The following is a 17,254-nucleotide window of genomic DNA, read 5'->3' as shown; positions in this document are numbered from 1 at the left end:
CAGGTGGATCAGGTACCCCACGCCGATCCACTTGATCACCGTGAAGGCCGTCACCGACCTGGCCACCGCGGCGCCGAGGCCGGCGGCGACCACCCCCAACTGGGTCATCAGCCCGATCTGCAGGCCGGCCACACTCCAGGTTCCGCGGCGCAGGCCGTGGGTCAGGCCGGTGGCCATGGACTGAATCGCCCCGGCCCCCGGCGACACGCTGATCGCGATCGCCGCGCCGACGAACGCCAGCCACAGATCCCATGCCACCGGCAAAGTATGAGGTCAGGGCCTGCGCACCGGCCAATTCGATGCATAAACGATTTTCAATCGGGTGCTCCGATCAGCGACAATCGAATCGATGATCACCCTGTCCCGCATCGACCTGCGCGGTCGCGCCCTGAGCGCCGCGCAGTTGCGTGCCGCCCTGCCCCGCGGCGGGGTGGACGTCGACGCGGTGGTGCCCACCGTCCGCCCGATCGTCGAAGACGTGGCCGAACGTGGCGCCGTGGCGGCCCTGGAGTACGGCGCCCGCTTCGACGGCGTGCGGTCCGACATGGTCCGGGTCCCGGCGGCCGAACTCGACGCCGCGCTGAACCGGTTGGATCCCGACGTCCGTGCCGCCCTGGAGGTCGCCGTCGACCGCACCCGCGCGGTGCACGCCGAGCAGCGCCGCACCGACACCACCACGCTGTTGGGCTCCGGTGCGGCGGTGACCGAACGCTGGGTGCCGGTGGAGCGCGTCGGCCTCTACGTGCCGGGCGGCAGCGCGGTCTACCCGTCCAGCGTGGTGATGAACGTGGTGCCCGCCCAGGCCGCCGGGGTGGAGTCGCTGGTCGTGGCCAGCCCACCGCAGGCCGGCTTCGGCGGACAGCCGCACCCGACCATCCTGGCCGCCGCAGCCCTGCTCGGGGTCGCGGAGGTGTGGGCGGTCGGCGGCGCGCAGGCGGTGTCGCTGCTGGCCTACGGCGGGGTCGACACCGACGGCGGCGAACTGGCCCCGGTCGACATGATCACCGGCCCGGGCAACATCTATGTCACCGCCGCCAAACGGATCTGCCGCTCGCAGGTGGGCATCGACTCCGAGGCAGGGCCCACCGAGATCGCGATCCTGGCCGACCACACCGCCGATCCGGTGCATGTGGCAGCCGACATGATCAGCCAGGCCGAGCACGACGTGATGGCGGCCAGCGTGCTGGTCACCGACAGCGTTGAACTGGCTGAGGCCACCGACGCAGAACTCGCCGCCCAACTGGCCACGACCGTGCACCGCGAGCGGGTCACCGAGGCGCTGACCGGACCGCAGTCGGGCATCGTTCTGGTCGACGACATCGACACCGGGGTGCGGGTGGTCAACGCCTACGCCGCCGAGCACCTTGAGATCCAGACCGCCGATGCCGCGGTGGTGGCGGCCCGGATCCGTTCCGCCGGAGCGATTTTCGTCGGCCCGTGGTCTCCGGTCAGTCTGGGCGACTACTGCGCCGGCTCCAACCACGTGCTGCCCACCGCCGGCTGCGCCCGGCACGCCAGCGGGCTGTCGGTGCAGACCTTCCTGCGCGGGATCCATGTGGTGGACTACACCGAAGCTGCGCTCAAGGACGTCGCCGGACATGTCATCACCCTGGCTAACGCCGAGGACCTGCCCGCGCACGGCGAAGCGGTCCGCCGGAGGTTCGAGCAGTGATGAGCGCTTGGGCGAAGAGCGGACAGCAGTGATGAGCGCTTGGGCGAAGAGCGGACAGCAGTGATGAGCGCTTGGGCGAAGAGCGGACAGCGATGACCGTGGGCCAGCAGGTGGGTCTCGACGACCTGCCGTTGCGGGACAACCTGCGCGGCAAGTCCGCCTACGGCGCACCGCAACTCGACGTGCCGGTGCGGCTGAACACCAACGAGAACCCGCACCCGCCCAGCGCCGCCCTGGTCGACGACGTCGCCGGGTCGGTGCGGGAGGCGGCCGCATCGCTGCACCGCTATCCGGACCGCGACGCGGTCGGGTTGCGCCGCGACCTGGCGGCCTATCTCACGGCGCACACCGGTGTCGAGGTGGGTGTCGAGAACGTCTGGGCGGCAAACGGATCCAACGAGATCCTGCAACAGCTGCTGCAGGCCTTCGGAGGGCCGGGGCGCACCGCGATGGGCTTCGTGCCGTCCTACTCGATGCACCCGATCATCTCCGACGGCACCCAGACCCGTTGGATCGAGACGACCCGCGCCGCCGACTTCAGCCTGGACGTGCAGAGCGCCGTCGCCGCGATTCGTGAGCAGCGGCCCGACATCGTCTTCGTCACCAGCCCGAACAACCCGACCGGGCAGAGCATTCCGCTGGCGGATCTGCGGCGGCTGCTCGACGCCATGGCCGGTGGGATGTTGATCGTCGACGAGGCTTACGGGGAGTTCTCGCAGCAGCCCAGCGCCATCGCCCTGCTCGAGGAACATCCCTCCAAGCTCATCGTCAGCCGCACCATGAGCAAGGCGTTCGCCTTCGCCGGCGGCCGGCTGGGCTATCTGGTGGCCGCGCCGGCCGTGATCGAGGCGGTGCTGCTGGTGAGGCTGCCGTATCACCTGTCGGCGCTGACCCAGGCCGCCGCCCGCGCCGCGCTGCGCCACGCCGACGAGACGCTGGCCGGCGTGGCCGCCCTGGCCGCCGAGCGGGACCGGGTCAGCGCGGCTTTGGCGGACATGGGTTTCCGGGTGATCCCCAGCGACGCGAACTTCGTGCTGTTCGGGGTCTTCCCGGACGCGGCCCTGGCCTGGAAGCAGTATCTGGCCGATGGGGTGCTCATCCGCGATGTCGGGATCCCCGGCCACCTGCGGGTCACCATCGGCCTGCCCGACGAGAACGATGCCTTCCTGACCGCCAGCAGGACCTTAGGAGCGCCATGACCAAGTCCCCCACACCGGCACGCCGCGCCCGCGTGGAGCGCAAGACCCGCGAGTCGGACATCGTCGTCGAACTCGACCTCGACGGCACCGGCCGGGTGTCGGTCGACACCGGCGTGCCGTTCTTCGACCACATGCTGACCGCGCTGGGCACCCACGCCAGCTTCGACCTGACCGTCACCGCCCGCGGCGACGTCGAGATCGAGAGCCACCACACCGTGGAGGACACCTCCATCGTGCTGGGCACCGCGCTGGGCCAGGCGCTCGGGGACAAGAAGGGCATCCGCCGGTTCGGCGACGCCTTCATCCCGATGGACGAGACGCTGGCGCACGCCGCCGTCGACGTGTCCGGCCGGCCCTATTTCGTGCACACCGGCGAACCGGAGTACCTGGTGGACTTCACCATCGCCGGATCCGGCGTTCCCTACCACACGGTGATCAACCGTCACGTCTTCGAGTCGCTGGCCGCCAACGCCCGCATCGCCCTGCACGTGCGGACCATCTACGGCCGCGACCCGCACCACATCACCGAGGCGCAGTACAAGGCCGTGGCGCGGGCGTTGCGGCATGCCGTCGAGCCGGACCCTCGTGCGACGGGTGTGCCGTCCACCAAAGGGGTTCTGTGACGACACGTTCAGTGGTTGTCCTGGACTACGGTTCGGGCAACCTCCGCTCGGCTCAGCGTGCCCTGGAGCGGGTCGGCGCCGAGGTCACGGTAAGCGCGGATCGCGCGGCCGCGCTGACTGCCGACGGCCTGGTCGTGCCCGGCGTCGGCGCTTTCGAGGCTTGCATGACCGGCCTGCGCTCCATCGGCGGCGACGGGATCATCGCCGAGCGGGTGGCGGCCGGACGCCCGGTGCTCGGGGTGTGCGTCGGCATGCAGATCCTGTTCGACCGCGGTGTGGAGTTCGGCGTGGAGAGCCGCGGCTGCGGGCAGTGGCCCGGCACGGTAACCCGGCTGGAGGCGCCGGTGATCCCGCACATGGGCTGGAACGTCGTCGACGCTGCGCCCGGCAGCCGGCTGTTCAAGGGCATCACCGCCGACACCCGCTTCTACTTCGTGCACTCCTACGCCGCGCAGTCCTGGGATGGCGCACCCGACGCGCTGCTGACCTGGGCGACCCATCACGTGCGGTTCCTGGCAGCGGTCGAGGACGGTCCGTTGTCGGCCACGCAGTTCCATCCGGAGAAGAGCGGCGACGCAGGTGCGGCGCTGCTGGCGAATTGGATTGAGGGGCTCTGATATTCAGATGAGCAGCGAGCTGATCCTGCTGCCCGCCGTCGACGTGGTGGAGGGCCGCGCGGTGCGACTGGTCCAGGGCAAGGCCGGCAGCGAGACCGAGTACGGCTCGGCGCTGGACGCGGCCCTGACGTGGCAGCGCGACGGCGCCGAGTGGATCCACCTGGTGGACCTCGACGCCGCGTTCGGCCGGGGCAGCAATGCCGAACTGCTCGCCGAGGTGGTGCGCGCGCTGGGCGTGCGGGTCGAACTGTCCGGCGGGATCCGCGACGACGCGTCGCTGCGGGCCGCGCTGGCCACCGGGTGCGCCCGGGTCAACATCGGCACCGCCGCCCTGGAGAACCCGCAGTGGTGCGCCCGGGCGATCGCGGAGTTCGGCGACCGGGTGGCCGTCGGACTGGACGTGCAGATCGTCGACGGCGAGCACCGGTTGCGCGGACGCGGCTGGGAGACCGACGGCGGGGAGTTGTGGCAGGTGCTGGAACGCCTGGACAGCGAGGGCTGCTCGCGCTTCGTGGTCACCGACGTCACCAAGGACGGCACCCTGACCGGTCCCAACATCGAACTGCTCGAAGGCGTCGCCGAATGCACCGACGCGCCGGTGATCGCCTCGGGGGGAGTCTCCAGCCTGGATGACCTGCGTGCGATCGCCACCCTGACCGGCATCGGCGTGGAGGGAGCGATCGTCGGGAAGGCTCTGTACGCCAACCGTTTCACGCTGCCCGAGGCACTCGCGGCGATGAAGGCCGTGGCGAGCGGCTGACGTGGACGACCTGCAGGCACTGGTCGCCCAAGCCGCGGCGATCCTGGACCGCGCGGTTCCCGCGTTCGTGGCCGGGCACCGCGCGGACTCCGCGGTGCAGAAGAAGGGCAACGACTTCGCCACCGAGGTCGACCTCGCCATCGAACGTCAGGTGGTGGCCGAACTGCAGGCGGCCACGGGTATCGGGGTGCACGGGGAGGAGTTCGGCGGGGCCGGCCTGGACGAGTCGCAGGTGTGGGTGCTCGACCCGATCGACGGGACGTTCAACTACGCCGCCGGCTCGCCGATGGCTGCCATGCTGCTGGGCCTGCTGCGCGACGGCGAACCGGTGGCGGGGCTGACCTGGCTGCCGTTCACCGGCCAGCGCTATACCGCGGTCGCCGGCGGCCCGCTGTACGTCGACGGCGTCGCCCACGCGCCACTGGCCCGCACCGGCCTGGCGGAGTCCATCGTCGCCTTCGGCACCTTCAACGCCGACTGGGGCGGACGCTTCCCCGGCCGCTACCGGCTCGCGGCGCTGGAGGATCTGAGCCGGGTGTGCTCGAAGCTGCGCATGCACGGTTCCACCGGAATCGACATGGCGTTCGTCGCCTCCGGAATCCTGGGCGCCGCAGTCAGTTTCGGCGGGCATGTCTGGGACCATGCGGCCGGTGTCGCGCTGGTCCGGGCAGCGGGCGGCGTGGTCACCGACCTCGACGGCGGACCGTGGACGGTGCGGACCCGGGCGACCCTGACCGCCGCGCCCGGCGTGCACGGGCAGGTCTCGGAGATCCTGGACCGCCTCGGATCGCCGGGGGAGTACTGATGGACGTGGCCGTGCGGGTGATCCCGTGCCTGGACGTCGACGCCGGCCGGGTGGTCAAGGGTGTCAACTTCGCCAATCTGCGCGACGCCGGCGACCCGGTCGAACTGGCCGCCGTCTACGACGCGCAGGGCGCCGACGAACTGACCTTCCTGGACGTCACCGCGTCGTCGTCCGGCCGGGCCACCATGCTCGACGTGGTCGGCCGCACCGCCGAGCAGGTGTTCATCCCGCTGACCGTGGGCGGGGGTGTGCGGTCGGTGGCCGATGTCGACGCCCTGTTGCGCGCCGGCGCGGACAAGGTGTCGGTCAACACCGCCGCGATCGCCCGCCCCGAACTGCTGGCCGAGTTGTCCCGCCAGTTCGGGTCGCAGTGCATCGTTCTGTCGGTCGATGCCCGCACCGTCCCGGCCGGGGCCGTACCGACCCCGTCGGGCTGGGAGGTCACCACCCACGGCGGCCGGCGCGGCACCGGTATCGACGCCGTCGAATGGGCAAGGCGCGGAGCCGAACTCGGCGTCGGGGAGATCCTGCTGAACTCGATGGACGCCGACGGTACCAAGGCCGGCTTCGATCTGCCGATGCTGCGCGCGGTGCGGGAGGCGGTGACCGTTCCGGTGATCGCCAGCGGGGGAGCCGGGGCGCTGGACCACTTCGCGCCGGCGGTGCGGGCCGGGGCGGATGCGGTGCTGGCCGCCAGCGTGTTCCACTTCGGGGAACTGGCCATCGGCGACGTCAAGGCCGCTATGGCGGCGGAAGGCATTACGGTGCGCTGATGCTGGACCCGACAATCGCCGCGAGACTCAAGCGTGACGGCAACGGCCTGTTCGCCGCGGTGGCCCGGGAGCGCGCCACCGGCGCAGTGCTGATGGTGGCCTGGATGGACGACGAGGCGCTGGCGCGCACCCTGGCTACCCGGCAGGCCACCTACTACTCACGCTCCCGAGGCCGGCACTGGGTCAAGGGAGAGACCTCCGGGCACACCCAGTACGTGCACTCGGTGCGCCTGGACTGCGACGGCGACACCGTGCTGCTCGAGGTCGACCAAGCGGGTCCGGCCTGCCACACCGGGGAGCACACCTGCTTCGACGCCGGCCTGCTGCTCGGCCCGGAAGACCTGAGCGCGCGGGGCTAACGCGCCCGCAGCGCCTCCAGCGCCTTGTCGGCGTGGGTGTCCATGTTGACCTCGCTCGAGATCACCTGCAGCACGGTCCGGTCGGTGTCGATGACGAAGGTGGTGCGCTTGACCGGCATGAACTTGCCGAGCAGTCCGCGCTTGACGCCGAAGATCTCGGCTACCGTGCCGCCGGCGTCGCTGAGCAGCGGGTAGTCGAAGCGCTGCGAGTCGGCGAACTTGGCCTGCTTGGCGACCGGGTCGGTGCTGATCCCCACCCGGGAGGCGCCCAGCGCGGCGAAGTCGGCGGCCAGATCGCGGAAGTGGCAGGCCTCCTTGGTGCAGCCCGGGGTCATGGCCGCCGGATAGAAGAACAGCACGATCGGGCCGTCGGCGAGCAGCCCGGCCAGCGAGCGCACCGTGCCGGTCTGATCGGGAAGTTCGAAATCGGGGACGCGGTCGCCAGGTTTCATGGGGGCAACGCTACGCCGGTCGGCCCGGACTGGTCTGGGAGGATGTACCCCGTGCAATCCACCCCCACGACCAGCCGGGAGCAGTTCCGGGCCCTGGCCGCCGAGCACCGTGTGGTCCCGGTGACCCGCAAGGTGCTCGCCGACAGCGAGACGCCGCTGTCGGCCTACCGCAAGCTGGCCGACAACCGGCCCGGCACGTTCCTGCTGGAGTCCGCCGAAAACGGCCGCTCGTGGTCGCGGTGGTCGTTCATCGGCGCCGGCGCGCCGGCGGCGCTGACGGTGCGCGGAGGCGAGGCGGCCTGGCTGGGAGCGGCCCCGCAGGGCGCCCCGAGCGGGGGCGATCCGCTGGAGGCGCTGCGCGAAACCATGGACGTGCTGTCCACCGGACCGCTCACCGACATGCCGCCGCTGACCAGCGGCCTGGTGGGCTACTTCGCCTACGACTTCGTCCGCCGCCTGGAACGGCTGCCGGAACTGGCCGTCGACGACCTCGGTCTGCCCGACATGGTGCTGATGCTGGCCACCGACCTGGCCGCGGTGGACCACCACGAGGGCACCATCACCCTGATCGCCAACGCGGTGAAGTGGGGCGGCGAGGAACTCCTCGATGAAGCCTACGACGACGCGGTCTCCCGCTTGGACGTGATGACCGCGGCCCTGGGCCAGCCGCTGGCGTCGACGGTGGCGACGTTCTCCCGGCCCGAACCGCAGCACCGCGCGCAGCGCAGCATGGAGGAGTACGGCGCGGTGGTCGAGCGGTTGGTCAAAGAGATCGAGGCCGGTGAGGCCTTCCAGGTGGTGCCCTCCCAGCGATTCGAGATGGACACCGGCGCCGACCCGATCGACGTCTACCGGATGCTGCGGGTGTCCAACCCCAGTCCCTACATGTATCTGATGCACATCCCCGAGGAGTCCGGCGGGACGGCCTTCTCGATCGTCGGCTCCAGTCCCGAGGCGCTGGTCACCGTCACCGACGGCTGGGCCACCACGCACCCGATCGCCGGGACCCGGTGGCGCGGGCACACCGAGGAGGAGGACCAGCTGCTGGAGAAGGAGCTGCTCAGCGATGAGAAGGAACGCGCCGAGCACCTGATGCTGGTCGATCTCGGCCGCAACGATCTCGGCCGGGTGTGTGTGCCGGGCACCGTGCGGGTGGAGGACTACAGCCACATCGAGCGCTACAGCCACGTCATGCACCTGGTGTCCACGGTCACCGGGCTGCTGGCCGAGGGGCGCACCCCGCTGGACGCCGTCACCGCCTGCTTCCCGGCCGGCACGCTGTCGGGCGCTCCCAAGGTCCGCGCGATGGAACTCATCGAGGAGGTCGAGATGACCCGCCGCGGGCTCTACGGCGGCGTGGTGGGCTACCTCGACTTCGCCGGCAACGCCGACTTCGCGATCGCCATCCGCACCGCGCTGATGCGGGCCGGGACCGCCTACGTGCAGGCCGGCGGCGGGGTGGTGGCCGACTCCAACGGGCCCTACGAGTACACCGAGTCGGCCAACAAGGCAAAGGCGGTGCTGGCCGCGATCGCCGCCGCCGAGACACTGCGGGCGCCGTGATCCGGGCCGCCCAGCTGCTGCTGATGCTGTCGGCGGCGGGACTGTGGGTCGCCTCCCGGCTGTCGTGGGTGTCGGTGACCTCCTCCGACGGTCTGGGCCCGGAGCGGACTTCGACGCTGACCGGTGCGGCCTGGTCCACGGCGCTGCTGCCGCTGGCGGTGTTGCTGCTGGCCGCGGCGCTGGCCGCCCTGGCGGTGCGCGGTTGGCTGCTGCGGGCGGTGGCGATCCTGGTGGCGGTCTCCTGCCTGGCCCTGGGCTACCTCGGTGTGAGCCTGTTGGTGCTGCCCGACATCGGCCCGCGCGGAGCCGAATTGGCGGGTGTGCCGGTGGCGGATCTGGTGGCCAGCGGCCGTCAGCCCGCCGGAGCGGTGGTGACTCTGCTGGCGGCGGCGTTCGCCCTGGCGGCCGCCGTGCTGCTGATGCGGGCGGCGGTGTCGGCTGCCCACCGGACGGCGAAATACGCCGCCGCCGGGCAGGTCATCGACTCCGGTTCGGTGGGGCTGTCCGAGCGGGGTATGTGGGACGCCCTGGACGACGGGCGCGACCCCACCGACCACGGCGCCGACGCGCCGCGGGCGGCCGGATCCGACACCGAGGGTCGGTGACGGGTGCCGGCTACCGGGCGGCTACCCTTTCACCGAACAGGGCGACGTCGTCAATGCGGGAGGGGACCGGATCTGCAATGAGTTCGGCAACCGTTCTCGACTCCATTCTCGACGGGGTTCGCGCCGACGTCGCGGCCCGCGAGGCGCGGGTGAGCATGACCGAGGTCAAGGCCGCCGCGGAGTCGGCGCCGGCCCCGCGCGACGCGCTGGCAGCGCTGCGCGCCCCCGGGATAGCCGTGATCGCCGAAGTCAAGCGAGCCAGCCCGTCGCGAGGTCAGTTGGCCCCGATCGCCGATCCGGCCGAACTTGCACGCGCGTATCAGAACGGCGGCGCACGGGTCGTCAGCGTCCTGACCGAGGAGCGCCGGTTCCACGGGTCGCTCGCCGACCTCGACGCCGTCCGGGCCGCCGTCACGATCCCCGTGCTGCGCAAGGACTTCATCGTGCGGCCCTACCAGATCCACGAGGCGCGCGCGCACGGTGCCGACATGCTGCTGCTCATCGTGGCCGCGCTGGACCAGCCCGCGCTGACCTCGATGATCGACCGCACCGAATCGCTCGGCATGACCGCACTGGTGGAGGTGCACACCGAGGAGGAGGCCGACCGGGCCCTGCAGGCCGGCGCCTCGGTGATAGGCGTCAACGCCCGCGACCTCAAGACGCTGAGCGTCGACCGGGACTGCTTCGGGCGGATCGCGCCGGGCCTGCCGTCCAACGTGATCCGGATCGCCGAGTCCGGCGTTCGCGGTCCGGCCGACCTGCTCGCCTACGCCGGCGCCGGGGCGGATGCCGTCCTGGTCGGCGAGGGTCTGGTCACCAGCGGCGACCCCCGCACGGCGGTGTCGGACCTGGTGACCGCGGGTGCCCATCCGTCGTGTCCGAAACCGGCACGCTGAGTTCCTCCCAGCGCAGGACCTGATATGGCCGACACCTCGACTCCGAATCTGCCGCGGGCCAGCGTGGCCGTCGCCGAGCCGACCCCGCACGATCCCGACGCCCGCGGGCACTTCGGGGTGTTCGGCGGCCGCTACGTGGCCGAGGCGCTGATGGCCGTCATCGAGGAGGTCACCGCCGCCTACGAGAAGGCCCGCGCCGACCAGACGTTCCTCGACGAACTCGACCGGCTGCAGACCCACTACGCCGGGCGACCCTCACCGATGTACGAGGCGTCGCGGCTGAGCGCGTACGCCGGGGGAGCGCGGATCTTCCTGAAGCGCGAAGACCTCAACCACACCGGTTCGCACAAGATCAACAATGTCCTTGGGCAGGCGCTGCTGGCCCGCCAGATGGGCAAGACCCGCGTCATCGCCGAGACCGGCGCCGGCCAGCACGGGGTGGCCACCGCCACGGCCTGCGCGCTCCTGGGCCTGGAGTGCGTGATCTACATGGGTGCGGTGGACACCGCCCGCCAGGCGCTGAACGTGGCGCGGATGCGGCTTCTGGGGGCAGAAGTCGTTGCGGTGCAGTCGGGTTCGAAAACCCTCAAGGACGCTATCAACGACGCTTTCCGGGACTGGGTGACCAACGCCGCCAGCACCTATTACTGCTTCGGCACAGCCGCCGGGCCGCACCCCTTCCCGATGATGGTGCGCGACTTCCAGCGGATCATCGGCATGGAGGCCCGCGCACAGATGCTGGCGATGACCGGCCGGCTTCCCGACGCCGTCACCGCCTGCGTGGGCGGCGGTTCCAACGCGATCGGAATCTTCCACGCCTTCATCGACGACCCCGCGGTGCGGCTGGTCGGTTTCGAAGCCGCCGGTGACGGCGTGGAGACCGGCCGGCACGCCGCAACGTTCTCCGGCGGAACCCCGGGGGCCTTCCAGGGCTCGTACTCCTACCTGCTGCAGAACGAAGACGGCCAGACCATCGAATCCCATTCCATCTCAGCAGGTTTGGACTACCCCGGTGTCGGGCCGGAGCACGCATTCCTCAAGGAGGTCGGCCGCACCGAGTACCGGCCGATCACCGACACCCAGGCGATGGACGCCTTCCGGCTGCTGTGCCGGCTCGAGGGCATCATCCCGGCCATCGAGACCGCGCACGCCGTGGCGGGGGCAGTGGACCTGGCCGGCGAACTGGGCCCGGACGCGATCATCCTGATCAACCTCTCCGGGCGCGGCGACAAGGACGTGGAGACCGCCGCCCGCTGGTTCGGCCTGTTCGACCCCGCCGGTCCCAACGGGGCCGGCAAGGGAGTGTCATGACCGTTGAGCACAGCCCGCCGGGTCGGCTGGGCGCTGTCTTCGACGCCTGCCGCGAGCAGGGGCGCGCGGCGCTGATCGGCTACCTGCCGACCGGGTACCCGGACGTGGCGACGTCGGTCGACGCGATGGTGGCCATGAGCAGCGAGTGCGACATCATCGAGGTGGGCGTCCCGTACTCCGACCCGGGCATGGACGGACCGGTGATCGCCAACGCCACCGATATCGCCCTGCAGCACGGGGTCCGGGTGCGCGACACGCTGCGTGCGGTCGAGGCGATCAGCGCCGCCGGCGGCAACGCCGTGGTGATGACCTACTGGAATCCGGTGCTGCACTACGGGGTTGACGCGTTCGCCCGCGACCTGGCCGCAGCCGGCGGGCTGGGCATGATCACACCCGATCTCATCCCCGACGAGGCCGACGCCTGGCTGGCTGCATCCGAGCAGCACGATCTGGACCGGATCTTCCTGGTCGCGCCGTCCTCCACCCCGGAACGGCTGGCCCGGACCGTGGCGGCCTCCCGCGGCTTCGTCTACGCCGCCTCCACCATGGGGGTGACCGGCGCCCGCGACGCGGTCTCGGGAGCCGCCCCGGAACTGGTCCGCCGGGTCAAGGAGGTCTCCGACATCCCGGTGGGGGTGGGACTGGGGGTGCGCTCCCGCGACCAGGCCGCCGAGATCGCTCAATTCGCCGACGGGGTCATCGTCGGCTCCGCCCTGGTGTCGGCGCTGACCGACAACGGGGTTGCCGCAGTCCAGACGCTGGCCGAGGAATTGGCGGTCGGCGTTCGAGAAAAGGTGCCTGCCACGTGACGACAACGGTGCTTGCCTATTTCCCGAGTCCGGCGCAGGGGGTCTGGTACCTCGGGCCGATCCCGATCCGGGCCTACGCGCTGTGCATCATCGCCGGCATCATCGTCGCGCTGCTCATCGGCGACCGCCGGTTCGCCGCCCGCGGCGGCGAGCGCGGGGTCGTCTACGACGTGGCGCTGTGGGCGGTGCCGTTCGGACTGGTCGGCGGACGGCTCTACCACGTCCTGACGGACTGGAAGACCTACTTCGGTCCGGACGGCGCCGGGATCGGAGCGGCGCTGCGGATCTGGGAGGGCGGCCTGGGCATCTGGGGCGCGGTGTTCCTCGGCGGTGTCGGCGCCTGGATCGCGTGCCGCCGCAGGGGCATTCCGCTGCCGGCCTTCGGCGACGCGGTCGCGCCGGGCATCGTGCTGGCCCAGGCGATCGGCCGGCTGGGCAACTACTTCAACCAGGAGCTCTACGGACGGGAGACCACCGTCCCCTGGGGCATGGAGGTCTTCTACCGCCGCGACGCCGCCGGGGTGGTCGACGTGCACTCCCTCGACGGTGTGTCGACGGGGCAGGTCGCCGCGGTCGTGCACCCGACGTTCCTCTACGAGCTGCTGTGGAACGTCGCGGTGTTCTTCCTCCTGCTGTGGGCCGACCGCAAGTTCCGGCTGGGCCACGGCCGGCTGTTCGCGCTGTACGTGGCGGCCTACTGCGTGGGCCGGTTCTGGGTGGAACTGATGCGCGACGACGCCGCGACCCACATCGCGGGAATCCGGATCAACGTGTTCACCGCGACGTTCGCGTTCATCGGCGCGGTGGTGTACATGCTGCTGGCTCCCAGGGGCCGGGAGGACCCGGCCACCCTGCGCGGCAGGCAGCCGGCGGAGGTGACCCATGAGCCCTCGAAGGTCGAGGAGTGGGCCGAGGACCTCGTCGCGGCCGCCAAAGGCAGCGGGATCGTCGCGGCGGCGGCGGTGGCCGGCGAGCACGAGGCCGAGGACGCCGAAGCCGTCGGCGACGTCGTCGAGGAGTCCGACGTAGTCGAGGAGTCCGGTGTCGTCGTGGAGCCCGGTGTCGTCGTGGAGTCCGCGCAACCCGCCGAGCTCACCGATCTGGAGGAGGCCGGGGAACTCGGGGACGCCGACCTCGACGTCGCCGAGGCCGATGCCGAGGATGTCAACGCCGAGGCCGAGGCCGGATTCGACGGCGAGGACGGCCCGGTGGTGGTCTACGACGAGACCGCCGGGGAGACCGAGACCGTCGTGGTCTACGAGTCCGCGGATGGTGTGACGGCCGCCGATGACGTCGTCGTCGGTGACAGGGACCCCGCGGTCGTGACCGCGACCGAGATCGAGGTCGAGCCTGCGGAGGTGGAGTCCGCCCCGGCCGACGAGGTCGACGAAGCCGACGAAGCCGACGAGGTCGGCGAAGCCGACGAAGCCGACGAGGTCCGGGTGGCCGAACCCGAGTCGAAGCCCGTCGCGAGCCCAGTGGTGTCCCCGCCCGCGAAGACCGTCGCCGGGGCTGAAACCGACGAGCCGCAGCAGAAGTTCGGGTCCACCCTCAAACGCCTGCTCTGGGGCGCCAACAGCGGCGGCGGCTGACCGGTCCTCTGGCATGCTGGACGGCATGACCCGGCAGACGCGGGTCCGGCGGGCGTACGCCGGAGCCGGAGCGGCCGTGCTCGGGGCGTCCGCGCTGTCCTACGTCGGTCTGGTGGATCCGCACCGGCCCGGCGGGATATTCCCGTTCTGCCCCTTCAAACTGATCACCGGCTGGAACTGCCCGGCCTGCGGCGGGCTGCGGATGACCCATGACCTGCTGCACGGTGATCTGCGGGCCGCCGCCGTCGACAACCTCTTCGTGCTGTCGGCACTGCCGTTGCTGGCGGCGTGGTCGCTGTGGCGGATGCGCCGCGGGCAGCCCGCCCTGACCCCGCGGGTGCTGGTCGTAATCGGGATCGCCGCCGTCGTGTGGACCGTGGTGCGGAATCTGCCGGGATTCCCGTTGGTTCCCACGATGCTGGTTCGCTAGCTCCGCCGCCGGACTATGCTCAGGCGTCGTGACGCGGCGAGCCAAGATCGTCTGTACCCTCGGGCCGGCCAGCAGCAGTGAGGACATGGTCAGGGCCCTCGTCGATGCCGGAATGGACGTAGCCAGGCTGAATTTCAGCCACGGCGACTACAGCGATCACGAGGTCTCCTACGCGCGGGTTCGGCAGGCTGCCGACGCCTCCGGGCGAGCGGTCGGCATACTCGCCGACCTACAGGGTCCGAAGATCCGGCTGGGTCGGTTCGCCGAGGGGGGCACCGAGTGGGTCAACGGCGAGACCGTCCGGATCACCGTGGAGGAGTGTGCCGGCACCCACGACCGGGTGAGCACCACTTACAGGCAACTCGCCCAGGACGCCAAGCCCGGTGACCGCATGCTCGTCGACGACGGCAAGGTAGCCGTGGTGGTGGAACACATCGACGGAAACGACGTGGTGTGCACCGTCACCGAGGGCGGTCCGGTCAGCAACAACAAGGGTCTGTCCATGCCGGGGATGACGTTCTCGGTTCCGGCGCTGTCGGAGAAGGACATCGAGGATCTGGAGTTCGCGCTGCGACTCGGCGTCGACATGGTGGCGCTGTCGTTCGTCCGTTCGCCGTCGGACATCGAACGCGTGCACGAGGTGATGGACCGGGTGGGTCGCCGGGTGCCGGTGATCGCCAAACTGGAGAAGCCGGAGGCGGTCGAGAACCTCGAGGCGATCATCATGGCGTTCGACGCGGTCATGGTGGCCCGCGGCGACCTCGGCGTCGAGTTGCCGCTCGAACAGGTTCCGTTGGTGCAGAAGCGGGCCATCGCCGTCGCCCGGGAGAACGCCAAGCCGGTGATCGTGGCCACCCAGATGCTGGAGTCGATGATCGAGAACTCCCGTCCCACCCGCGCGGAGGCGTCCGATGTCGCCAATGCGGTGATCGACGGGGCCGACGCGGTGATGCTGTCCGGGGAGACCTCGGTGGGCAAGTACCCCGTCGAGGCGGTGCGCACGATGGCCCGGATTATCTGCGCGGTCGAGGAGAACTCCCCGGTGCCGGAACTGACCCACGTGCCGCGCAGCAAGCGCGGGGTCATCTCCTACGCGGCGCGGGACATCGGCGAGCGACTCGACGCCAGGGCTCTCATCGCGTTCACCTCGTCGGGGGACACCGTGCGCCGGCTGGCCCGGCTGCACAGCCGGCTGCCGCTGCTGGCGTTCGTCACGATCCCCGAACTGCGCAGTCAGCTCGCCCTGACGTGGGGGACGGAGACCTTCGTCGTCGGCCACCGGGACAGCACCGACGACATGATCCGACAGGTCGATCACGAGTTACTGGAGATGGGCCGCTACCAGCGCGGGGATCTGGTGATCATCGTCGCGGGCGCCCCGCCGGGCACAGTAGGCTCGACGAATCTGATTCACATCCACCGGATCGGGGAAAACGACCACTAGGCAGCGCAGCGAAAGAAAAGAGTGGGACACAGGCTCGTGCCGACATCAGCGGGGCATTCCGACTTCGACGAGCTGCTCGACATCCTCAGGCTTTCCAGCGACGGCGACGACCTCTACATCGGCCGCCACCCCCGCAAGAACCCGATCCGCACCTTCGGCGGGCAGCTGATGGCGCAGGCGTTCACCGCGGCCAGCCGAACCATCGAGCACGAGCTGCCGCCCAGTGCGCTGTCGGTGCACTTCATCTCCGGCGGAGACCCGGCCGCCGATATCGAGTTCCACGTCTGCCGGCTGCGCGACGAACGCCGTTTCGCCAACCGTCGCGTCGACGCCGTGCAGAACGGCAAACTGCTGGCCACCGCGCTGGTGTCCTACCTGGCCGGCGGTCACGGGCTGGAACACAACCACGCCATGCCGCCGGTTGCCGAACCGCACACCCTGCCGACCATCGACGAGGCGCTGGTGGGCTACGAGGAGGTGGTGCCGGCTTTCGTCAACGCCATGCGTCCCATCGAGTGGCGTTACACCAACGACCCCGCCTGGGTGATGCGGGACAAGGGCGGCAAACTCGACAGAAACCGGGTCTGGATGACGGCGGCGGGGGACATGCCCGACGACCCGGTGCTGCACACCGCCGCGATGATCTACTCCTCGGACACCACGGTGCTGGATTCGATCGTCACCACCCACGGGCTGTCGTGGGGCTGGGACCGGATCTTCGCCGTCACCATCAACCACTCGGTGTGGTTTCACCGCCAGGTGGACTTCTCCGAGTGGGTGCTGTACTCGACGGCCTCACCGGTGGCCGCGGAGTCGCGCGGACTCGGGATGGGGCACTTCTACAACCGGGCCGGCGAGGTGGTCGCCACCGTCGCCCAGGAGGGCATCGTGAAGTACTTTCCCGGCGCAGAAAAGCGCTCTGCCGCAGGCGATTAGCCGCCAACCTGGCCGGTCTGGCTTTCGATGCGCTGCTGGAACTCGTCCATGCACTGCTGCACCCTGTCGTTGTCGTCGCCGGCGCCCTGGATGCAGCTGAGAAGTTCCTGGCCGCCGTACTTGTTGTAGACCCCGACGTACATGGCGATGAATGCCAGGCTGACGACGACGGCGACGGCGCCGAGGATTATCCCGGTCATCGCCACCCCGCTGTTGTCGGCCTCCCCGCGCACCACCCGGCCGCGGCCGAGGAAGCCGATGACCACCGCCGCGATCCCGAGTACCGCACCGCCGACGACCGAGCAGGAGGCCAGCAGGGCGAGGATCGCCAGGATCAGCGCGGCGACACCCAGGCCGTTGCGGGGCGCCGCCGCGGGCACTCCGGGGTAGCCGTAGTCGCCGTAGGGC

Annotated in this window: 20 protein-coding genes; 17 read left to right on the top strand and 3 right to left on the bottom strand. The window is 70.6% G+C overall.

Annotated features, from left to right (window positions below; genetic code table 11):
• On the bottom strand, positions 1-258 hold a 258-nt coding region (locus ACKOQ4_RS05600), incomplete at its 3' end, for a LysE family translocator (RefSeq protein ID WP_526289671.1).
• A gap of 91 nt (positions 259-349) precedes the next feature.
• Here ACKOQ4_RS05600 and hisD point away from each other — a divergent pair.
• The 8 genes from hisD (at position 350) to hisI (ending at position 6,808) form a co-directional block, all read left to right on the top strand.
• Positions 350-1,672: a histidinol dehydrogenase gene (hisD, locus tag ACKOQ4_RS05595; RefSeq protein WP_526289669.1), complete on the top strand. Its 1,323-nt coding sequence runs from the start codon at positions 350-352 to the stop codon at positions 1,670-1,672.
• Between the two features lie 92 nt (positions 1,673-1,764).
• Complete coding sequence (locus ACKOQ4_RS05590) at positions 1,765-2,871, top strand: histidinol-phosphate transaminase (RefSeq protein WP_526289667.1); 1,107 nt, start codon at positions 1,765-1,767, stop codon at positions 2,869-2,871.
• Positions 2,868-3,494, top strand: coding sequence for an imidazoleglycerol-phosphate dehydratase HisB (gene hisB / locus ACKOQ4_RS05585; protein WP_526289665.1), 627 nt, complete (start codon positions 2,868-2,870; stop codon positions 3,492-3,494). Before ACKOQ4_RS05590 ends, hisB begins: the two co-directional genes overlap by 4 nt.
• Positions 3,491-4,111 (top strand): imidazole glycerol phosphate synthase subunit HisH, encoded by a 621-nt coding sequence (gene hisH / locus ACKOQ4_RS05580; protein ID WP_526289663.1) that lies wholly within the window; start codon positions 3,491-3,493, stop codon positions 4,109-4,111. Before hisB ends, hisH begins: the two co-directional genes overlap by 4 nt.
• Before the next feature lie 7 nt (positions 4,112-4,118).
• A complete protein-coding gene (gene priA / locus ACKOQ4_RS05575; RefSeq protein WP_526289661.1) occupies positions 4,119-4,871 on the top strand; it encodes a bifunctional 1-(5-phosphoribosyl)-5-((5-phosphoribosylamino)methylideneamino)imidazole-4-carboxamide isomerase/phosphoribosylanthranilate isomerase PriA in 753 nt (250 codons plus the stop codon).
• A 1-nt stretch (position 4,872) separates the two neighbouring features.
• Positions 4,873-5,676 (top strand): inositol monophosphatase family protein, encoded by an 804-nt coding sequence (locus ACKOQ4_RS05570; RefSeq protein ID WP_526289659.1) that lies wholly within the window; start codon positions 4,873-4,875, stop codon positions 5,674-5,676.
• Positions 5,676-6,449 (top strand): imidazole glycerol phosphate synthase subunit HisF, encoded by a 774-nt coding sequence (gene hisF / locus ACKOQ4_RS05565; RefSeq protein WP_526289657.1) that lies wholly within the window; start codon positions 5,676-5,678, stop codon positions 6,447-6,449. Before ACKOQ4_RS05570 ends, hisF begins: the two co-directional genes overlap by 1 nt.
• Positions 6,446-6,808 carry a phosphoribosyl-AMP cyclohydrolase gene (gene hisI / locus ACKOQ4_RS05560; RefSeq protein ID WP_526289673.1) on the top strand — a complete coding sequence of 121 codons (363 nt, stop codon included), beginning with the start codon at positions 6,446-6,448 and terminating at the stop codon, positions 6,806-6,808. The genes hisF and hisI overlap by 4 nt, the downstream gene beginning before the upstream one ends.
• Here the strand turns inward: hisI and ACKOQ4_RS05555 are convergent.
• Complete coding sequence (locus ACKOQ4_RS05555; RefSeq protein WP_526289655.1) at positions 6,805-7,260, bottom strand: peroxiredoxin; 456 nt, start codon at positions 7,258-7,260, stop codon at positions 6,805-6,807. The genes hisI and ACKOQ4_RS05555 overlap by 4 nt on opposite strands.
• A 51-nt stretch (positions 7,261-7,311) precedes the next feature.
• On the opposite strand from ACKOQ4_RS05555, the gene ACKOQ4_RS05550 reads away from it, so the two are divergent.
• From ACKOQ4_RS05550 to ACKOQ4_RS05510, 9 genes are all read left to right on the top strand, one after another.
• The gene (locus tag ACKOQ4_RS05550) at positions 7,312-8,823 is read left to right on the top strand and encodes an anthranilate synthase component I (RefSeq protein ID WP_526289653.1); all 1,512 of its coding nucleotides are present in this window, start codon (positions 7,312-7,314) and stop codon (positions 8,821-8,823) included.
• A complete protein-coding gene (locus ACKOQ4_RS05545) occupies positions 8,820-9,428 on the top strand; it encodes a TIGR02234 family membrane protein (protein ID WP_526289651.1) in 609 nt (202 codons plus the stop codon). The genes ACKOQ4_RS05550 and ACKOQ4_RS05545 overlap by 4 nt, the downstream gene beginning before the upstream one ends.
• 77 nt (positions 9,429-9,505) lie before the next feature.
• On the top strand, positions 9,506-10,324 hold the full coding sequence (gene trpC, locus ACKOQ4_RS05540; RefSeq protein ID WP_526289649.1) for an indole-3-glycerol phosphate synthase TrpC: 819 nt from the start codon (positions 9,506-9,508) through the stop codon (positions 10,322-10,324).
• Between the two features lie 24 nt (positions 10,325-10,348).
• The gene (gene trpB, locus ACKOQ4_RS05535) at positions 10,349-11,635 is read left to right on the top strand and encodes a tryptophan synthase subunit beta (RefSeq protein WP_526289647.1); all 1,287 of its coding nucleotides are present in this window, start codon (positions 10,349-10,351) and stop codon (positions 11,633-11,635) included.
• Positions 11,632-12,444, top strand: coding sequence for a tryptophan synthase subunit alpha (trpA, locus tag ACKOQ4_RS05530; RefSeq protein ID WP_526289645.1), 813 nt, complete (start codon positions 11,632-11,634; stop codon positions 12,442-12,444). Before trpB ends, trpA begins: the two co-directional genes overlap by 4 nt.
• On the top strand, positions 12,441-14,036 hold the full coding sequence (lgt, locus tag ACKOQ4_RS05525) for a prolipoprotein diacylglyceryl transferase (protein WP_526289643.1): 1,596 nt from the start codon (positions 12,441-12,443) through the stop codon (positions 14,034-14,036). Before trpA ends, lgt begins: the two co-directional genes overlap by 4 nt.
• Positions 14,037-14,061: 25 nt before the next feature.
• Positions 14,062-14,466: a DUF2752 domain-containing protein gene (locus ACKOQ4_RS05520; protein WP_526289641.1), complete on the top strand. Its 405-nt coding sequence runs from the start codon at positions 14,062-14,064 to the stop codon at positions 14,464-14,466.
• Between the two features lie 28 nt (positions 14,467-14,494).
• Complete coding sequence (gene pyk, locus ACKOQ4_RS05515; protein ID WP_526289639.1) at positions 14,495-15,910, top strand: pyruvate kinase; 1,416 nt, start codon at positions 14,495-14,497, stop codon at positions 15,908-15,910.
• 36 nt (positions 15,911-15,946) lie between these two features.
• Positions 15,947-16,846: an acyl-CoA thioesterase II gene (locus tag ACKOQ4_RS05510; protein WP_526289637.1), complete on the top strand. Its 900-nt coding sequence runs from the start codon at positions 15,947-15,949 to the stop codon at positions 16,844-16,846.
• Here the strand turns inward: ACKOQ4_RS05510 and ACKOQ4_RS05505 are convergent.
• Positions 16,843-17,254: DUF4190 domain-containing protein (locus tag ACKOQ4_RS05505; RefSeq protein WP_526289635.1), on the bottom strand; the 412-nt coding region annotated here is incomplete at its 5' end. The genes ACKOQ4_RS05510 and ACKOQ4_RS05505 overlap by 4 nt on opposite strands.

This window comes from Mycobacterium sp. (assembly GCF_046095365.1).
GTDB lineage: Bacteria > Actinomycetota > Actinomycetes > Mycobacteriales > Mycobacteriaceae > Mycobacterium.
The sequence above is the reverse complement of the archived record's forward strand: the minus strand, read 5'-3'. Positions and strand labels throughout refer to the sequence as shown.

Coding starts and splice junctions, on each gene's coding strand:
- ACKOQ4_RS05590 (WP_526289667.1), top strand. CDS start 1,765: ATGACCGTGGGCCAGCAGGTGGGTCTCGACGACCTGCCGTTGCGGGAC.
- trpA (WP_526289645.1), top strand. CDS start 11,632: ATGACCGTTGAGCACAGCCCGCCGGGTCGGCTGGGCGCTGTCTTCGAC.
- hisF (WP_526289657.1), top strand. CDS start 5,676: ATGGACGTGGCCGTGCGGGTGATCCCGTGCCTGGACGTCGACGCCGGC.
- trpC (WP_526289649.1), top strand. CDS start 9,506: ATGAGTTCGGCAACCGTTCTCGACTCCATTCTCGACGGGGTTCGCGCC.
- trpB (WP_526289647.1), top strand. CDS start 10,349: ATGGCCGACACCTCGACTCCGAATCTGCCGCGGGCCAGCGTGGCCGTC.
- priA (WP_526289661.1), top strand. CDS start 4,119: ATGAGCAGCGAGCTGATCCTGCTGCCCGCCGTCGACGTGGTGGAGGGC.
- hisD (WP_526289669.1), top strand. CDS start 350: ATGATCACCCTGTCCCGCATCGACCTGCGCGGTCGCGCCCTGAGCGCC.
- ACKOQ4_RS05520 (WP_526289641.1), top strand. CDS start 14,062: ATGACCCGGCAGACGCGGGTCCGGCGGGCGTACGCCGGAGCCGGAGCG.
- hisB (WP_526289665.1), top strand. CDS start 2,868: ATGACCAAGTCCCCCACACCGGCACGCCGCGCCCGCGTGGAGCGCAAG.
- ACKOQ4_RS05555 (WP_526289655.1), bottom strand. CDS start 7,260: ATGAAACCTGGCGACCGCGTCCCCGATTTCGAACTTCCCGATCAGACC.